The organism is Halostagnicola alkaliphila (assembly GCF_055379965.1).
The window spans coordinates 2,633,068-2,650,885 of sequence record NZ_AP043826.1; the positions used below are offsets into that span (position 1 = coordinate 2,633,068).

Consider the following 17,818-nt stretch of genomic DNA (forward strand, 5'->3'; position numbering starts at 1 on the left):
GTCCAGTACCACGCGTCAAGCTTTGTCTATTCGTCGAACGGCGACTTCGTCGCCTCCGGCTCGTGCCCCTCGAGACTGATGATGTTCTCTCGGCCGACGCGAAGTTTGCTGATAGTTCCACTGTCTTCCATCTCCGACAGGAGCATGCTTACCTTCGATTTCGACCAGCCGGTTTCGTCGACGATCTGGACCTGTTTCATTCGACCACCGTTTTCCTCGATAAGGTTCACGACGCGGTCCTCGTCGGTGAGAAGTTCCGTTTCCTGAAGCCCCTCTGTAGGCTCCGTACTATTCACACTTGCAGCCGCCTCTGTCGGCCGTGGTTCTTCCTCGACAGTCGATCCCCTCGATCCGTCGGCCGTATCCCGGTATCGGACGAACGTCCCGGCACCGATCAGCACGACGATAATGACAATGATAGCAAAAAGCGGACTGACAGTTCCGTTCTCGAGCGTCTCGAACGAACTCAAGAATCCGCCTTCATTGGATTTCTCCGTATTGTCGAGAACGATGCGCGGTTCACCGGGGATAAACTCTATCTCCCCGGACCAGGTGACCTTGTTCGCATTCTCGAGTGACTCCCGGTTATATCGACCGTCTTCCTGAACTGATTGGAACTCGAGGGCATCGTCGGTACTAACGGTCAGTCGTTGATCCTCCAGAAGGACCCATTCATCGAATACGTCACCGGCTCGCACGGTTCCATCATCGTCGATAGCCGCAAACCCTTCCCAGACGAACGACATTTCGACGACGCCTGTGTTGTTTCCGGTCTGGCTGATTCCTTCCTGGTCGACGTAGGCTTCGCGCTCGAAGTTCGTTGCCGCTCCCTCTCGGCCGGAGCTTTCGACGCCGGATTCGGTCAGGTTCTCCGCCTGGTACTGGAACCCGTCGTAGAGATCGGTGTTTTCAGACTCGAACTCCTCGGCCCATTCTTCGAACTCCTCTCGCTCGTCGTCTTCGAGGGCGCGTTCGTACTTGAACGTCCAGGTTGCGCTGCCGTTCTCGTGGATCGTTATCTCGAAGGCAGTATCATCGAATTCTTGGCTCGTTCCAACGGAATCAGTACCCGGCTCGACGCTCTGTTCGGTCGCCGCGTGATCGGCCTCTGGATTGGCCGTGGCCGCCGTCGTACTGCTTACCAACAGCGCACCACTGCCACTCAGAGTACCTATCACGACAAAGAGGACAAGGAGTCCTACCAAGGGCGACCGAGTCATTCGTCTATTACTTCGTGCCAGTGCTAAAAATCCTTGTGAATAGCAGTCTGTGTACACTCATAGTATCCTATTCATCTGCTTCGAATTCAACTCGAGTCAGTTGGAACGTGCTCAAAAACGCTACTGCTTGCCGAGAAAACCGACTCAGTCGGGAACGTCCATCCATCTAATCGAGTCAGCATTCAATGAGCAGATCAAGTAACCGATGTCGACATACACAACATGGACCAACACGTATTCCCGGTATGGTCGAAAACCTCGCCGAAGGCGTCCATGCATTCACGAGCAACGTGTTCCTAGTGACGGGCGAACGAACGGTCGTGGTCGATACCGGTGCAAATTTCGATGCGGTCTCCGAAATCGAATCACGCGTCGACGATCTCGACGCCGTTATCCTCACGCACACCCACAAAGACCACGTCGGGAATCTCGAGGCGATCAAAGACGCCTTCGACGTCGACGCGTGGGGATTCGATTCATCAATCGACGGTGTCGATCACGATATCGTCGACGAAGAGATCGTGACGCTCGGTGACCACGAGTACGTCGCGATGCACACCCCGGGCCACAAAAACGACCACCTCTGTTTCTACGCTCAAGAGCCTGGGATCCTTTTCGCGGGGGATCTCATCTTCCAGAAAGGAAGCTACGGACGGACCGATTTGCCGGAAGGGGATCACGGAAAGTTAGTGCTGAGCATCCACGACGTTTTCGACCGCATCGACGAGGATCTTCAGGCCATGCACACGGGCCACGGTCCGAGCGTCACCGAACGACCGTACAAACACGTCGAACTCACGGCGGGTATCGTCCTCGACGAAGCGGAGTGAGTCCCCTTACGGACGATATCCGGCCGTCTCGAGAAGTCGGTTGTAGGCCCGCTCGTATGCAGTAGCAACCGCTTTTGGATCCTGGCGTTGCACTTCCGGCAGCGGGGATAAGGGCACACGAGCGACGGGATCGATCGATCGGATCACGTCGGGAACGCGTTTCTCGAGCGTTCCCTCTCCCGGACTCGAACTGGCGACTGTACAGGCACGGTAAAACCGGGCGCCTCGATAGATCCGGACTCGACCGGGTTCGACGACGGCAACCGCCGAGATAACGTCTTCGTCGAGCGACTCGAGCGGTCGAGCGATGTCTCCGTAAGATTCGACGACGGCCAGGTCGGTTGACGTGATTTCGTCCGCCAGCGTTTCGAACGCCGGAAGATAGCTCTCCCGCATCACTTCGTTGAGTTCCTCGACCGACTCGACGGCTACCGAATCGGCTAACGGAAGCGCCTCGGCGACGGGGTCGGGAATGTCGGTAGTCCCATTGTGAACGAACAGCGGTTCGTCATCACCGGGTCGGCTGATTCGATCGACGACGAACTCTCGATCGTCTCGTCCGAGCATGCCCGTCGAACCGTCGGGGGCCGGTTTCCACAGCCTGTGAACCGAATTGAGAGCTTCGGGGGGCCTATCGGCTCCGTCCGCGTTGGACAGTTTTGTCGCGTCTTTCCCGTACAGTCGACCGTCGGCGAGCGCGTCGAGACAATCGTCGTGATCGAACCAGTAGTCGTTGCCCGCTCGAGGTTTGTACGCAACCCCACCGGTTCGTTCGACGAGGCCAGTCGAGAACGTTGTTTTTCCTGCATCCACGTGATCCGAACCAACGACGAGGAAAATCATCGGTCGCGGCTACACCCCGTTATCGTCTCTTGAATACCAATTCGACACGAGAAATCGCACTGATCGGCAGACTCGAGTCGTCGTAGCTGGGTCATACTGTAGTCCGTACTCCCGACTCTGTCGGCCGACGTGATCAGTCTTTCAGTCCGTAATAGCCCGGTTCGTCCTCGTCTCGCGGCTCTGCGACGACGAGTTCCTCGGCGTTCGTCATCACCCACGGAATCGCCCAATCGAGAAGAATATCCTCGGTGTCTCGATCGATATCCGCGTCGACGTCGAGTCCTTGCAGGAGACGCGCGATTTCGTAAATCGTGTACATTTGATCCGTCTCGAGAAGTTCCGTTGGCGTGTAAAAGTCACAGGGCGGTAAGCTATCGAACTCCGATTTTGGGACAGGCATACCTCGCCATAGGTCAGTCTCGCGGGTAAACTGTATGGTTTGTTTCTAAACGTGACGGAGGTCTTTTCGAGAGTGGGAAGCGGTCTGGAGGCGACGAACCAACTGCTGAGGGGAAGTGAACTGCGCCGCAAAAATAAACGGTGTTACTGGCGACTTACTCGAAGTGGTCGAGACAGGTTTCGTACTCTTCTGCAGCGCTGTCCCAGTTGACGACGTCGAAGAAGCCGTCGATGAAGCTTCCACGATCTGGTCCGTAATCGTAGTAGTAGGAGTGTTCCCAAACGTCCAGTGCGAGGATCGGGTGCGAGCCCCAGAGTGCGCCCTGGTCGTGTTTGTCGACGGCGACGTTACGGAGCTGTTTTGCGACCGGATCGTACACCAGTAGCGCCCAGCCGCCCGCTGCGCCGGCAGCCGCCTCGAATTCGCCTTTCCAGCCCTCGTAGGAACCGAAGTCTTCTTCGATTCGGTCGGCGAGGTCGCCCGACGGTTCGCCGCCGCCGTCGGGGGACATGTTCTCCCAGAACAGCGTGTGGAGATAGTGCCCACAGCCGTTGTGAGTGACGTTGCCGAGTGCGCCCGGCGTCGAGCCGAAGTCACCGTTTTCGCGGTTCTCCGCGAGTGTTTCTTCTGCGCTGTTGAGACCGTTGACGTATCCCTGATGATGGGTGTCGTGATGCCAGGTCACGACCTGTTCGGAGATCGCCGGTTCGAGTGCGTCGTAATCGTATGGAAGTGGTGGAAGTTCGTGATCAGTCATAATTGCACACCTCTAACTGGTCTGTCGGTCGCTCACCTGTTAAGTTTTAAGGAGTGAAACGATACCACACCTCACGAAACGCTTGGTAGTAGTATCACAGGTGGTCACTCCTGAGGGAATCAACGACGGTCGTTCTGTTAAAGCTTTCAGGGAAATGTCGGTCCCGATTGTACGATAGGTCTCTGGTTGACGGAACGGACAAGATGCCCGAGGAGACTCACTGGTCGATGAACTCCTTGTGATGTGCATGCTCGAGCCACTCCTCGAGCGTCGGTTGTTCCCAGTAGCGAACGGTATCGCTGCGAGCATCGTATTCCAAAATTCCCGCGTCCTCGAGTCGCGGTAAATGAACGTGTTGCAAGGCCGTTTGAATCTGTAATCGATTGTCGTCTCCACTCTCATCTTCTCGCGTGTAAATACTGTCGACGAGTTCGTCGAACGTCGCGATTCCATCGTTCTGATCGGCGAGGTGATACAGCGCATACCGCCGTCGCCGGACCGAAAGTAGGTCGAATACCAGATCTAACGATGGTGCTGACGTCGTTTCGACGGCTGTCGGTTCACGTTCTGTTTCACCCATCCATCAACCACCTACCGTACGTTACCATTCGAAACCACCACTAGCCCTTATTGCAGCCGACACATTAGATGTTACGCTCTTCGAGAATATTATGTGTTAAGAACAATACCATTCAAATAGTAAACCATTCGGAGAGATATTCCCAACTGAGGGAGTTCACAGCTATGTTTTGGGTTCCCAATTCGGAACTTCTGGCACATATTAGTCGTGACCTGACCTATCAATAGAGATGGTTGTTTGAACCTGGTTCGAAAAATAAACACCGAAAACGAGCGATCAGCTGTCCCGGCGACGGCTAGATTACTCGTACAACCAGCCTGCGTCGTGCTGATCGTACTCGATCAGTTCGTCTTCGTCGAAGTGAATTCCGATCTCTCGCTCGTTTGCACCGTCGTCTTCGTGGTCAGCCGCGTGGACGACGTTTCGACCGAGATCGAGCGCAAAGTCTCCGCGGATCGTTCCCGGATCAGCTTCGAGCGGATCGGTCTCGCCGATCATCTGACGGACCTGTCGGGTTGCGTCTTGGCCCTCCCAGACCATCGGGACGACCGGACCAGCCGTGATGAACTCGATGAGCCCATCGAAGAACGGCTTGTCCGTGTGCTCGGAGTAGTGCTCTTTTGCACGCTCTTCGGGCATGTTGATGACCTTAATTCCGACGAGTTTGAGGCCGCGATCCTCGAGGCGGGAAACGACGTTTCCGACGAGACCACGTGCGAACGCGTCCGGTTTGACCATTACGAACGTGCGTTCGTGGTCGCTCATTGGTCGTCCTCGTCTTCCTCGGCGGGCGATTCGTCAGAATCGGCTTCGTCCTCGGCGGTTTCCTTCCCGCCAGCGGTGCCCTCGAGCTCCCCTTGGGCGGCCGCTTCGGCTTCACCTTCGACGGTCTCGCCTTCGGCGACCGCTTCGTCGCCTGCTGGCTCGGAATCGTCTCCGTCCTCGGTCTCGAGTTCGGATTCTTCGACGAGGTCTTCGTCCTCGCTCGCTTCGACCTCGTCGCCGGTTTCGGTCGTCTCTTCGGCGGGAGTCTCAGCCTGAGCGGGCTCCTTGCCGCGTCGACCTTCTTCGGTCCACTCGAGGTCGCGCGGTTCACGACCGAGCTTGTAGTTCTTCTCCGCTTTCGAGTCGACGAAGTGGAGCACGCTGCCGTCGTTGCGAACGTACATGATGCCCGTTCCGGGCTCGATCTCTTCGCCGGTGTAATCGCAGGTTCGTTTCTCGACCATTGTTACTGTCCTCCAATCGAGTCGGCCTCGCGGGCGGTCTCGCGGAGTTGGAGTATGTCCCCTTCGCGGACCGGTCCGAGGCAATTTCGGGTGATGATGCGACCTTGGTTCTCGCCCTCCTTGATTCGGCACTTGACCTGCATGGCCTCGCCATGCATTCCGGTCTTGCCGACGACTTCGATAACTTCGGCGGGCGTCGAGCCGCTTTCTCCCTCTTCAGCACTCATCTTGAGTCACCTCAGTCGAGATCCTCGATCTTCCCAGCGATGTCCTCGACATCGTCTCCGGCTTCGCCGGCGTCGACGATTGCCGCGGCGGCCGAGCCGACCTCGAGACCGGCGGCGTGTCCGACGTCGTCCTGCGTTTCGACGAAGACGACGGGGATGCCTTTCTCGTCTGCGAGTTCGGGGAGGTGCATCACGATTTCCTCGGGGGTGACATCCTCCGCGACGAAGACGAGATCGGCGTTGCCGCGTTCGATCGCTTTGGTGGTTTCGTTCGTTCCTTTCTTTACACGTCCTGTGTCTCGTGCGACCTCGAGCGCCTCAAGGGCGTCGTCGGCGAGGTCGGCTGGAATTTCTGTAGTTACGTAAACTGCCATTGGTTGTTCACCTCTCCTACGCGCGGGCTCTCGCTCCCCTGCCGTCCGGGCGCTGGGTCGCTGTCGAAGTATCGGTTGTATCCGATCCCCTGACAACCCGGGCCGGTCGATCCGGCGAAAGTCCTGTGGGGCTAGGAGCATCATCAACCCCGCGTAGGGTGTACACTCGAGTAGCGTAGCCCCCCTTAAAAGCGTGTTCAAACGAACGGGGCTGTGCCAGCCACTCGCAAGCACTGAGTCGGACGGGACGCGGAGTCCGCGGTCGGGAGCTTTTACCCCGGCGAACGCCACAGCAGAACCATGAACGCCGTCTCTCTCGCGAGCGCACTTCGCCGCGAGGCCAGCGCGACTAACGAGCGGCGGGCACTCGTCCTCGCCGGCAACCGCGAGCGCGGCTACGAGGCCCTCGAGTCGATCCTCGACGCGCTCGAGGTTGGGATCACCGAGACCACTCTCGTCGGTCCCGAAGATCGGCTTCGCTGTGAACAGCGTTCGCAGGTCAACGCGGACGAACTCCTCGGGACGACGCGGGAGGTTATCGTTCTCGACGCGCATGACGATCTTCAGCCGAACGCCCTCGGGCAGATCGTTGGTGCCGTCAACGGCGGTGGCCTACTGATACTACTCGCTCCCGACCGGGAGGAGTGGTCGAACCGCCGCGGTCGATTTTCCCGATCGCTCGCAGTTCCGCCGTACTCGCTCGGGGACGTGACGGGCCGGTTCGTCGACCGTCTCGGCGAAACGCTCCTCGCCCACCGGGGTATCGCCGTGCTCGACCTCGAGGCGGACACGATCGAAGACGACGGCCTCCTCGAGCCCGCGCCGAACCGGTCGGCGGTCTCGGGGCGAGCCGCTACGGACGCAGATGGCGCCCGAACGCAATCATCGATGAACCCGCGGTTTCCAGCGGCCGCCTACGAGACCTGCCTTACCGACGATCAGGCCGATGCGGTTGCCGCGCTCGAGTCGCTCTTCGAGACCGAACAGGCCGTCGTCCTCGAAGCGAATCGAGGGCGGGGCAAATCGAGCGCGGCGGGAATCGCAGCCGGTTGTTTTGCACTCGAGGGACTCGACGTGCTCGTCACCGCACCCGACGCTCGGAATACGATGGAACTGTTCGACCGCGGGCGGGAACTCGTCGAATCGGTCGAGGACGACCGGATTGACCGAACCGAAGACGGCCAGATTGACCAAACAGCGGGCGACGGGACGCCCGAGACGAGACGAAGCGATCGGGAGATTCGAACGAGTGCAGGCGGTCGCGTCCGATACCTCGAGCCGAGCGCCGCCGCCGAGGCGATTTTGGGCGCGAACGCCTCGCTCACTTCTGACTCGAGGTCGCACTCGAGCGGAGATTTCGATCCCGACATCGTCGTCGTGGACGAAGCCGCCGCCCTGCCGGTCTCAGTGCTCGAGGGGTTCCTCGACGCCGACCGCGTGGCCTTCGCAACGACGATCCACGGCTACGAAGGTGCGGGCCGAGGGTTCTCCGTCCGATTTCGCGACCGACTCGAGGAAAGCAGACACGACGTAACCGACTGTTCGATGGCGGACCCGGTCCGCTACGCCGCCGGGGATCCGATCGAGGTATGGTCCTTTCGCGCCCTCGGGCTCGACGCCCGTCCGCCCGTCGACCAACTCGTCGCAGAGGCAACGCCGGCGACGGTCGAGTACCGCCGACTCGAGCCGACCGACCTCCTGACGGACGAGTCCCTGCTCCGCGAAGCGTTCGGACTGCTCGTCCTCGCCCACTACCGAACGGAGCCGAACGATCTGGCCCGCCTGTTGGACGCGCCGAACCTCAAGGCGCGTGCGCTGATCCACGACGGCCACGTCGTCAGTATCGCGATGCTCGCCAGGGAGGGGAACCTCTCGAGTGAGACGCGCTCAAAAATGTACGAAGGGAGCCGCGTTCGCGGGAACATGCTTCCGGATATTCTCACCAGCCAGTTTCGCGACGAAGATGCCGGACAACCGGCGGGGGTTCGCGTCGTCCGGATCGCGACCCACCACGCCGCCCGTTCGCGCGGGCTGGGATCGGAACTCCTCGAGCGAATTCACGACGAGTTCGAACCCGACGTCGACTGGCTCGGCACCGCCTTCGGCGCGACCCCCGGACTCCTCGAGTTCTGGGCCCAAAATGGGTACGGGTCGGTACACCTGTCGGCGACGAGAAACGATACGAGCGGCGAGCATTCGGTGCTCATGCTGTCGCCCACGAGCGATCGCGGACGAGCGCTCGCGAAACGGCACGCCCGTTGGTTCGCAAAGCGATTCCCAGCTATCTGCTCGGACTCGCTCGCCGCCGTCGATCCCGATGTCGTCCGTGACGTCCTCCAAACCGTCGACGCGACCCCGGAACTCGATCTGTCCGATCACGAGTGGCGAGTGGTCGCGGGGGCCGCTTACGGCCCGGGCCGATTCGACGTGAATCCCGGGCCGTTTCGAGAACTCGTTCTTCGACACGCCGTTGCTGACCCGAAGCAGGTCGAACTACCCACGCGAGAAGACCGTCTCCTCGTCTCCCGAGCCTTGCAGGGGCTGGAGTGGGAAACGATCGCCAAGCGCCTCGAGTACCACTCGGCGGGCCAGTGTCGACGCGCCCTCGGAGACGCCCTGGTTCCGCTGCTCGAGGAGTACGGGACGGAGCCGGCACTCGAGGTTCGGGATCGGTTCTCGAAATCCAACGCGGGCCACTCACCCAAATAAACGACGAAGCACGAACTCGGGTAACAGCTTGACGACCCACGCGACCAGCCGCCAGCGGCGGGTGACGTAGGCGTGGCGCTTCTCTCGTCGAACCGCGCTCGCGATCTGACTCGCCGCTTTCTCAGGAGACGCCTTCCAGAACTCGCCCATCGTGAGCTTCGTGTCGACGTACCCGGGTTCGATCGTCGTGATCGTCACGTCCGCATCACGACCCGCCTGGCCGTATCGAAGCCCTTCGAGGTACCGCGAGACGAACGCCTTCGAGGCGTTGTACGCCGGAATGGCCCCGTTTCCGAGGTGGGCTGCGACCGACGAGACGCCGACCAACTGACCGTCTACTTCTCCCTCCGGCGTTGGATTCGATTCGAAGTACTCCAGTGCCGCAGTCGCGAGGGCGACGAAGCCGCTGACGTTCGTCTCGATGGTTTCGCGTTCGGGGTCCCACTCGAGGTCTCGGTTGACGACTCCGACGCCCGCGTTGACCACGACCACGTCGACCGAATCCATCGCCTCCGCGAGTTCGAAAAAGCCCTCACGGGCGTCCTCGGTGTCCGTGACATCCATCGTCGCGACGTACGATTTCGTCGGAAGCTCAGCACCGATCGCTTTCAGTTTCTCGGTCCGACGCGCCGTCAATCCGAGTTCGTACCCCTCGCTCGCCAGTTCTCGAGCGAGCGCTTCCCCGATACCCGACGACGCGCCGATCACGATCGCTCCTTTCGTCATACCCGCTGATTCTCGCTCGAGCGTATAACGGTACGGGAGGACGACCGGACGAGCTCAGAGACTCGGACGGGCGATAGTACTTTGTCGACTCCCACCTCGATCCGAGTATGGTCGACGCGCTCGCGCTCATCGCGGTGGCGTTGCTGATCGGCGGCGTCGTCGGAACGGTCGTGCCGCTCGTCCCCGGAGGAGTGCTCTCGCTCGTCGGCGTCTATCTCTACTGGTGGCAGTCCGGCTTCGCCGAACCGGGAACGCTCGCGCTCGTCGTTCTTACCGTCCTCGGCCTCCTGACCGTCCTCGCGGAGTTTTTCGGCGGCGCAATCGCCGCTCGTGCTGGCGGTGCATCGTGGAAGACGACCGCGCTGGCGGCCGTCGTCGGCATCCTGTTGATGATCGTCACCGGCCCGCTCGGACTGCTGGTCGGGCTCTTCGGAACCGTCTTCGTCCTCGAGTTCGCGCGGAACGGTGCGCTCGATCGAAGCGCTCGCTCAGCGACGTACGCCACCGTCGGTATTCTCGCTTCGACTGCAGTACAGGTGTTGCTCACGGCGTCGATTCTGTTTGGATTCGCCGTCGCGGTGGTCCTGTTCTAACCCATTTCGGGGGAAACACTGAAAGTGTGGCCGTTATTCTCTCACATATGATCTGTTCAGAAGACGAGTGCGACCAAATCGCCGCGGTCGTGTTGCACATTCCCTGGGATGACAACCGAATCGTCTGCGCCCCACACGCGCGCGTGCTCGGCAGAGAAGACGGTATCGTCACGGACCCGCTGCCAGACAGCGCCGATGATTTGATCGAGTAACCGGGCGAAAGCGGGTGCAAAAACAGTGCAAGTCGACCCGAACCGACGACTACGGGTGCGCGTAGTAGGTCACGGTCTCGTCTTCCTCGTGACGATCGATCCGTGCGAAGCCGACGCGTTCGAACTGAACCATCTCGTCGGGCTCGAGTTCCCCGACGGCCGGTTCCGCGCGGCCGGTGACGTCGCCGTCGATGGTCCGCATGCGAACCGGGACGCTTTCGGCGGCGGGCACCCAGTGGATGACGTCGACGTCGCCCTCTCTCACCACGTCGATATCCTCGCCGGTGTACTGGAGCGTGTCTCGAGTGTACTGGAAACAACCCAGTCCTTTGAGCCAGATGCGTTCCTCTCGGTCCGGGAGGTCCTCGGGCTCGAGAAGGACCGAGTCGCCGACCGGGATCTCGCGAACACCCCGATCCTCGTGGTTCGGGTGAAGCGGCGGGTTCGCCTCGTCGGGCGGACTGCCGCCGAGGGGGATCTGGTTACCGTCGCGAACGAGGAACCGGCGGTCGGTCTTCTCGTCGATCCGATCCCGGTTTGCCGCGTACACCGAACTCATCGCGAGGTCGACGTCGCTCGTCGAGGTACCCAACTGCACCATCGCATCGGTGATCGCCTCGCCGCGGATTCCGCGCCGTCGGAGACTCTTGAGCGTCGGTGCGCGGGGGTCGTCCCAGCCGTCGAGCTCGCCGTCCTCGATCAGTTGCTTGATCGTCGACGTGCTCATCTGCAGATCGTACTCGTCGACGTTGACGTGACCCCAGTGGAGTACTTCGGGATACTCCCAGCCGAAGTACTCGTAGACGAAACGCTGGCGTTTCGCCGAATCCTGCAGGTCGATCCCGCGGATGATGTGGGTGATATCGACGATGTGATCGTCGATCCCCGACTGGAAATCGAGCATCGGCCAGCACCGGAACTCCGCGGCCTCCTCGCGGGGATGTGGGGTGTCGACCATCCGGAACGCGACCCAGTCCCGAAGCGCTGGGTTCTTGTGTTCGATGTCGGTTTTGACCCGGAGGACCATCTCGCCGCTGTCGTAGACGCCCGCGATCATGTCCTCGAACTCGTCGAGCACCGTTTCGGTGTCCTTGTCCCGGTGGGGACACGCTTTGCCGTTGTTCTTCAATTCGCTGAACTCCTCGCCGGAACACGAGCAGGTGTAGGCTCCGCCCATCTCGATCAACTTCCGGGCGTGGTCGTAGTAAATCTCGAGGCGGTTGCTGGCCTTGAACGTCGCGTCCGGTTCGAACCCGAGATACTCGGTGTCCTCGAGTATCGCATCGTAGGCGTCGAGATCCGGTCGTTTCGTCTCGGGATCGGTGTCGTCGAAGCGGACGCAGAACCAGCCGTCGTATCGCTCCTTGTAGGTCCCGATGACCGCAGGCATGCGTGCGTGACCCATGTGCCACGGACCGTTCGGGTTCGGCGCACACCGCATCCGGATCTCGTCGTACTCCTCGACGTTCGGCAGGTCCGGGAGCGGGTGATCCTCCCCCTCGTCTTCGGCCTCGATTTCCGCCAACTCCTCGGGTGCCAGCGTCTCGAGTCGGTCCCGGCGCTGGTCGTGCTCGAGTCCGTTGACCTTGTTGATGACGCCGCCGATCACGCCGGGTATCGAATCGGCGTGTTCTCGGAACGCCGGATTCTCGCCCATCAGCGGTCCCATCACCGCACCGACGTTCGCATCGCTTTCGTGTTTGACCGCGTTCAGTAGCGCGTGTTTCTCGGCTTCGCGCTCGACGCGTTCGCGTAGATCGTCGTCCATTAGGGAGACGTATTCACGGCCGACCCAAAACTGTCGCGGTGTCGGTTCGTTGGCGGTTGCTCTCCTGAACTCGGCGAACTGCGCCGCTAGTCGATGACTGTCGAGGAAGAAGAATAGCTCGCAAAAAGGCCGACGCGTTAGTAGCCGCGCTCGATCAGGTAATCGGCGAGGTCACACAACTGCTCGCGCGCCTCGTTGTCCGGCAGTACTTCCAGCCGGTTCTTTCCCTGTTCGACGAGATCTCTGGCCGTTTCGTTCGCGTACGAGATTGAACCGACGTCTTCGAGCTCGGCGACCGCTTCGTCGATTTCCGCTTCGGTCACGTTCTCGACTGTCACCGTATCGACCAGCCCTTCGATGTCGACACCCTGTTCGCGGGCGTGGACGGTGATGAGCGTCTGTTTGTTTTCGACGAGGTCGCTTCCTCGCTGTTTGCCGAGTTTGTCGCTCGGAACGGTGAGGTCAAGCACGTCGTCTTGAATCTGAAACGCCCGACCGATGTCCAGTCCGTAGCCATACAGAGCGTCGACGGCTTCCTCGTTAGCACCCATTAGCACGGCCGGAAGACACGCCGAAGCGGCGTACAGCACTGCGGTCTTATGCTCGACCATCTCGAGGTACTCTTCGGGCGTCACGTCTTCGCGTTGCTCGAAGGTCACGTCGAGTGACTGACCCTCGCAGATCTTCGTACAGGTCGTCGCGAGTATATCGAGCGCTTCGACGGTTCGGTCCGGCTCGGCACCCGCCTCGAGCATGATCTCGAACGCTTTCGAGTACAGCGTATCGCCGGCAAGGATCGCCGTCTCGACGTCGTACTCCTTATGGACCGCCGGGACCCCGCGTCGGAGGTCGTCGTCGTCCATGATATCGTCGTGGATCAGGGTGAACGACTGAATCACTTCGACGCTCACGGCGGCTGCCATCATATCGACGACACCGTTCGTCAGCGTCGGGAACTCCCGGTACGGTGTCGAGAGGGGGTCGACATCTGCGAGCGCCTCCGCAGTGATCAGCAAGACCGCGGGACGGAGTCGCTTGCCACCCGCATCGATCAGGTACCGGGATGCTTCGTAGAGTCGTTCGGGGCGTTGAACCGGTAGTTCGTCGGGAACTGCCTCGTTGACCTGTTCGCGTCGCTTGCGAATCCCCTCGAGCACGGCTTGTTCTCTCGCCTCTGAAGTGGTCATATCAATCGACTAGCTGGATGAGGTTCCCGTTGCTCGAGACGTGGAGATCTCGACCGAGTTTGTAGCCCTCGCTCTGGCAAAGGTCGACGTATCCCGACAGCCCTTTGAGATTCTGGTGGGCGGGGATGATGTTCTGTGGCTGGAGCGCGTCGAGCATCGTGTAGTGGCCCTCCTGGTTCAGGTGACCGGAAACGTGGATGTCGTCGTAGATCCGAGCGCCCTGCATGCCAAGCAGGCGTTCGGCCTGGTAGCGCTGTCCTTCGTTGGTCGGTTCCGGAATAACGCGAGCGGAGAACACGACCTTGTCGCCGCCGTCTAGTTCGTACGGCGTCTCGCCGCGGGCCATCCGGGTGAGCATCGCGCGTGGCTCGCCCTGGTGGCCGGTGACGACGGGAAGGAAGTTCTCTTTACCCTCGTTCATAATTCGTTTGAAGGTTCGATCGACGGACTTTCGGTGACCGAACATCCCGAGGTCGTCCGGGAAGTCGACGAAGTCGAGTCGTTCCGCGGTCCCCGAATACTTCTCCATCGAGCGGCCGAGCAGGACCGGCTGACGGCCGATGTCCTTGGCGAATTCGACGAGGCTCGTGACACGTGAAATGTGACTCGAGAACGTCGTTGCGACGATGCCGCCGTCGTAATCCTCCATGCTGTAGAGGACGTCCCGCAGGTGTTCGCGAGCGACGTTTTCCGACGGCGTCCGTCCCTTCTTGTTCGCGTTGGTACAGTCCTCGATATAACAGAGGACGCCTTCGTCCTCGCGACCGATCTCTCGGAACCGCTTCATGTCGATCGGGTCGCCGACGACGGGCGAGTGGTCCATCCGTTTGTCGAGTCCGTAGACGATCGCGCCTTCGGGCGTGTGGAGGACCGGGTTGATCGCGTCGATGATCGAGTGGGTGACGTTGACGAACTCGAGTTCGACGCCACCGTCGCCGATGGTCATCGTCTCGCCGGCGCTCATCTTCACGAGGTCGTTCTCGACGCCGAACTTCTGCTCGCCTTCGATCTGTTGTTTGACCAGTTCGATCGTAAACGGCGACGCAACGACCGGCGCGTTGTATCGGTGTGCGAGTTTCGAGATCGCACCGATGTGGTCTAAGTGACCGTGAGTCGGGACGATCGCTTGAACGTCGCCCTCGAGTTCGGACATGATCCGGTCGTCGGGAATCGCACCCATGTCGATCAGGTCGAGGCTGTGCATCCGTTCGGTCTCGACGTTGTCGTGGATGAGAACCTTCGAGAGGTTCAGGCCCATGTCGAAGATGACGACGTCGTTCCCTGCGCGAACGGCAGTCATCTGCCGTCCGACTTCTTCGTAACCGCCAATAGTTGCAATTTCGATTTCCATGATTGTAGCACTGAAAGTCGTGTGGACTCTCATCGAAACGGTCCGCGGACCCCTTTTCGTCGGCCCCGGCGTCTTACAGCTCGTCGGCCATCCCGCTATGCGCTCGCGGAGGTTATTTCCTCCATCCGACTCACAGCACCGCTGTGAGACGCGAACGCACTTGCCCGCGGGTTTCGCTGTTTGGGTGTACACGCCCGGGTGTTAAAAACGCAGTGGGTTAGAAACAAGCGTGCTCGAAACGCCGACAGCCGTGAGCTGTCACTCTCGAGCCAGCCCGTCCCCAGAAGAACCCAATGTTTGTCTAACTTTTCTCGAAATTAGTTACTCGATCGTACTTCCGCCGACGTTCTCCAAACACTCAATTCCGAAATCCGAACTTTTCTAACCCACCGTCCGAAACGTCCCCGTATCTAATGACGAAAGACCTCGAGCGGGACCTCGGACTTTTTGCCGTCATCGCAATCAGTATGGGCGCGATGATCGGCAGTGGTATCTTCATCCTGCCCGGCATCGCGATGGCGGAGGCGGGACCGGCCGTTATCCTGGCGTTCATCATCGCGGCGATACTCGTCGTCCCGGCGGCGCTCAGTATCGCCGAACTCGGGACGGCGATGCCGGAAGCGGGAGGTGACTACGTTTTTATCGAACGGGGAATGGGTCCAGCCGTCGGGACCATCGCGGGCCTAGGGACCTGGCTCATGCTCATGTTGAAAGGATCGTTAGCTCTCTACGGCGGCATGTTCTACATCAATTTCGTCTATCAACTCCCGACCTGGGAACTCGCGCTCCCCGGACTCGAGTTCGTCCTGACGATTCCGGGTGTTCGAGCCCTCGGGATCACGTTTGCGATTTTGCTCATCGCCGTCAACCTCGTCGGTGTCAAACAAACGGGCGGACTCCAGTTGATCATGGTAATTGTTATGCTCGTGATCCTCTCTGGGTTCGTTATCACCGCGATCACGAGCGTCGAGGCCGCCAACTACGACCCGTTCTGGCCCGGTGACGATCAGGAGGGCGTTCTCAGCGCGACCGCTCTCGTGTTGGTCTCCTATGCCGGCGTGACGAAAGTCGCGGCCGTCGCCGAAGAGATCGAGAATCCGGGTCGAAACCTCCCGCTCGGCCTCCTCATCTCGCTGATCGCGACGAGTTTTCTCTACGCTCTGATCGTGTTCGTTCTGGTCGGCGTCGTCGAAGGAGAAGCGTTGCAAGGAACCGAAGAACCCATGGCCGAAGCGACGGAGATTCTCTTCGGCGGTCTCACCGCTACGATTCCGGCGATCGGTGGGGAGTTCCCGGTCGGCTGGGCCGCGGTTATCGCGATTGTCTTAGCTGCCCTCCTCGCGCTCGTCAGCACCGCCAACGCAGGCATCCTTACCGCCTCGAGGTATCCGCTCGCGCTCAGTCGTGACAACCTCTTCCTCCAGAAGTTCGAGTACATCCACCCCCGATTCAACACGCCCTTTATTGCCATCCTCTCGACGGGTGCGTTCATCATCTTCATCGTCGCGACTCAGGACGTCGACGAGATCGCCAAGATGGCCGGCGCGTTCCAGATTCTTGTCTACATTCTCGTCTGCGGCGCGCTGATCGCGTTCCGCGAACGCGACCTCGAGTGGTACGATCCGGACTTCTTCACGCCCGGCTATCCCTGGGTGCAGTTGTTCGGGATCGTCTCGGGGGTCTTCATCATCACGCAGATGGATCCCCAGGAGATCCTCGGAACGATCGGAATCGTCATCTTCGGCTTCGTCTGGTTCAAGGTGTACGCCGAGAGCCGCGTCGAACGCGAGGGTGTCGCGAAGGGCCTCGCTCGGCGCGAAGCCGGGAAACAGTTCGTCCGGGACACCGAGGAACAACTCGAGGCCGACGACCGATACGAGGTCCTCATCCCGATTCGACAGGACGTCACGCGCGAGCAGGAGGACGCGCTGATCAACGCCGCTGCGCCGATCGTCAATCGCCGCGGCGGACGCATTCGCGTGGTTCGATTCGACGAGGTTCCGGATCAGGTCCCGCTCGATACGGCCGCCTCGGAGCTCACCGAAGGGGATGTCGAGTTCGAAGAGCGAACCGACGAACTCGTCCGGTACCTCGAGGCACCGGTCGAAGTCGGCGAAATCGTCAGCCACGACACGCGCCACGCTGTCGTCAACTTCGCGGAGCGGACCGACGCCGATCTGGTCCTCGCACGGGAAGAGCCGACGAGCCGACTCGGGACGCTGTTCGGCCGGGACACCGACTGGATCATGGAACACGCCCCGTGTGACGTGGTGTTCGTCCAACACGAGGAGCCCGTCGACGTCTCCGAAATCGCTATCGTCACCGATCGGAGCCCGTTCAACGATCCGCTCAAGGTCGAACTCGCCGACGCGATGGCCAACTCCGTCGGAGCGAGCATCCGATTCGTCTACCCCGTCGGGGAGGACGCTCCGGAGGAGCTACTCGAGACGGTCGAGGAGTATCACGACCAGCTCGACGACCTCTGTACCGTTCCCGTCGAATCGACGATCGTTCGCGCTGACGACGCCGTCGAAGGCCTCCAATCGGAGCTCGAGACCGCCGACGTCGTCATGTTGAGCACGGTTACGCACAGACGGCTCCCGGACCTGCTCGTCGAACAGCGATCCGACCGAATCGCCGCCTCGCTCGACGCGCCCGTCCTCCGAGTTCACTCGAAAGAGACTCGACGTGGATCGTTCCTTCGACCAATCCTCGATCGAGTTCTGTTCGACTGAGTGGCGGTCCAAGCCTGAACTGATGGGTGAAATCGATGGCGTGTTCCCGATTTCACTCGTCAGTCGACGCTTGGAAC

The 17,818-nt window shown here is 60.5% G+C and carries 18 protein-coding genes; 5 read left to right on the forward strand and 13 right to left on the reverse strand.

What is annotated here, in order from left to right; all coding sequences use genetic code 11:
- Positions 1-26: 26 nt before the first annotated feature.
- Entirely contained in the window at positions 27-1,220 is a 1,194-nt protein-coding gene (locus tag ACZ5C7_RS18335; RefSeq protein ID WP_464377712.1) for a helix-turn-helix transcriptional regulator, read from the reverse strand.
- Positions 1,221-1,465: 245 nt separating this feature from the next.
- Here ACZ5C7_RS18335 and ACZ5C7_RS18340 point away from each other — a divergent pair, with 245 nt between their 5' ends.
- Positions 1,466-2,050 carry an MBL fold metallo-hydrolase gene (locus tag ACZ5C7_RS18340; protein ID WP_464377713.1) on the forward strand — a complete coding sequence of 195 codons (585 nt, stop codon included), beginning with the start codon at positions 1,466-1,468 and terminating at the stop codon, positions 2,048-2,050.
- Between the two features lie 6 nt (positions 2,051-2,056).
- Here the strand turns inward: ACZ5C7_RS18340 and ACZ5C7_RS18345 are convergent, their stop codons facing one another.
- The 8 genes from ACZ5C7_RS18345 to rpl7ae form a co-directional block, all read right to left on the reverse strand.
- Positions 2,057-2,893 (reverse strand): ATPase, encoded by an 837-nt coding sequence (locus tag ACZ5C7_RS18345; protein ID WP_464377714.1) that lies wholly within the window; start codon positions 2,891-2,893, stop codon positions 2,057-2,059.
- Positions 2,894-3,026: 133 nt separating this feature from the next.
- Positions 3,027-3,293: a DUF5827 family protein gene (locus ACZ5C7_RS18350; protein WP_464377715.1), complete on the reverse strand. Its 267-nt coding sequence runs from the start codon at positions 3,291-3,293 to the stop codon at positions 3,027-3,029.
- Positions 3,294-3,447: 154 nt separating this feature from the next.
- Positions 3,448-4,050 carry a superoxide dismutase gene (gene sod, locus ACZ5C7_RS18355; protein WP_464377716.1) on the reverse strand — a complete coding sequence of 201 codons (603 nt, stop codon included), beginning with the start codon at positions 4,048-4,050 and terminating at the stop codon, positions 3,448-3,450.
- A 217-nt stretch (positions 4,051-4,267) separates the two neighbouring features.
- The gene (locus ACZ5C7_RS18360) at positions 4,268-4,630 is read right to left on the reverse strand and encodes a DUF7344 domain-containing protein (RefSeq protein WP_464377717.1); all 363 of its coding nucleotides are present in this window, start codon (positions 4,628-4,630) and stop codon (positions 4,268-4,270) included.
- A gap of 300 nt (positions 4,631-4,930) precedes the next feature.
- Positions 4,931-5,395: a nucleoside-diphosphate kinase gene (gene ndk, locus ACZ5C7_RS18365; RefSeq protein WP_464377718.1), complete on the reverse strand. Its 465-nt coding sequence runs from the start codon at positions 5,393-5,395 to the stop codon at positions 4,931-4,933.
- On the reverse strand, positions 5,392-5,859 hold the full coding sequence (locus ACZ5C7_RS18370) for a 50S ribosomal protein L24e (RefSeq protein ID WP_464377719.1): 468 nt from the start codon (positions 5,857-5,859) through the stop codon (positions 5,392-5,394). The genes ndk and ACZ5C7_RS18370 overlap by 4 nt, the downstream gene beginning before the upstream one ends.
- 2 nt (positions 5,860-5,861) lie before the next feature.
- On the reverse strand, positions 5,862-6,086 hold the full coding sequence (locus ACZ5C7_RS18375; protein ID WP_255167422.1) for a 30S ribosomal protein S28e: 225 nt from the start codon (positions 6,084-6,086) through the stop codon (positions 5,862-5,864).
- An 11-nt stretch (positions 6,087-6,097) separates the two neighbouring features.
- Positions 6,098-6,460 carry a 50S ribosomal protein L7Ae gene (gene rpl7ae, locus ACZ5C7_RS18380; protein WP_049952968.1) on the reverse strand — a complete coding sequence of 121 codons (363 nt, stop codon included), beginning with the start codon at positions 6,458-6,460 and terminating at the stop codon, positions 6,098-6,100.
- Between the two features lie 300 nt (positions 6,461-6,760).
- Here rpl7ae and tmcA point away from each other — a divergent pair, with 300 nt between their 5' ends.
- Positions 6,761-9,169 carry a tRNA(Met) cytidine acetyltransferase TmcA gene (tmcA, locus tag ACZ5C7_RS18385; protein ID WP_464377720.1) on the forward strand — a complete coding sequence of 803 codons (2,409 nt, stop codon included), beginning with the start codon at positions 6,761-6,763 and terminating at the stop codon, positions 9,167-9,169.
- Here tmcA and ACZ5C7_RS18390 read toward each other — a convergent pair.
- Positions 9,158-9,895 (reverse strand): SDR family NAD(P)-dependent oxidoreductase, encoded by a 738-nt coding sequence (locus tag ACZ5C7_RS18390; RefSeq protein ID WP_464377721.1) that lies wholly within the window; start codon positions 9,893-9,895, stop codon positions 9,158-9,160. The genes tmcA and ACZ5C7_RS18390 overlap by 12 nt on opposite strands.
- A gap of 107 nt (positions 9,896-10,002) precedes the next feature.
- Here ACZ5C7_RS18390 and ACZ5C7_RS18395 point away from each other — a divergent pair, with 107 nt between their 5' ends.
- The gene (locus tag ACZ5C7_RS18395) at positions 10,003-10,488 is read left to right on the forward strand and encodes a DUF456 domain-containing protein (RefSeq protein ID WP_464377722.1); all 486 of its coding nucleotides are present in this window, start codon (positions 10,003-10,005) and stop codon (positions 10,486-10,488) included.
- A gap of 47 nt (positions 10,489-10,535) precedes the next feature.
- Complete coding sequence (locus ACZ5C7_RS18400; RefSeq protein ID WP_464377723.1) at positions 10,536-10,700, forward strand: hypothetical protein; 165 nt, start codon at positions 10,536-10,538, stop codon at positions 10,698-10,700.
- 49 nt (positions 10,701-10,749) lie between these two features.
- Here the strand turns inward: ACZ5C7_RS18400 and ACZ5C7_RS18405 are convergent, their stop codons facing one another.
- The 3 genes from ACZ5C7_RS18405 to ACZ5C7_RS18415 form a co-directional block, all read right to left on the reverse strand.
- On the reverse strand, positions 10,750-12,468 hold the full coding sequence (locus ACZ5C7_RS18405; RefSeq protein ID WP_464377724.1) for a glutamate--tRNA ligase: 1,719 nt from the start codon (positions 12,466-12,468) through the stop codon (positions 10,750-10,752).
- Positions 12,469-12,605: 137 nt separating this feature from the next.
- The gene (gene idsA3 / locus ACZ5C7_RS18410; RefSeq protein WP_464377725.1) at positions 12,606-13,655 is read right to left on the reverse strand and encodes a geranylfarnesyl diphosphate synthase; all 1,050 of its coding nucleotides are present in this window, start codon (positions 13,653-13,655) and stop codon (positions 12,606-12,608) included.
- Between the two features lies 1 nt (position 13,656).
- Entirely contained in the window at positions 13,657-15,006 is a 1,350-nt protein-coding gene (locus ACZ5C7_RS18415; RefSeq protein WP_464377726.1) for an RNase J family beta-CASP ribonuclease, read from the reverse strand.
- A gap of 413 nt (positions 15,007-15,419) precedes the next feature.
- On the opposite strand from ACZ5C7_RS18415, the gene ACZ5C7_RS18420 reads away from it, so the two are divergent.
- Positions 15,420-17,741, forward strand: a complete 2,322-nt coding sequence (locus tag ACZ5C7_RS18420; protein ID WP_464377727.1) for an amino acid permease — start codon at positions 15,420-15,422, stop codon at positions 17,739-17,741.
- Positions 17,742-17,818: the final 77 nt, after the last annotated feature.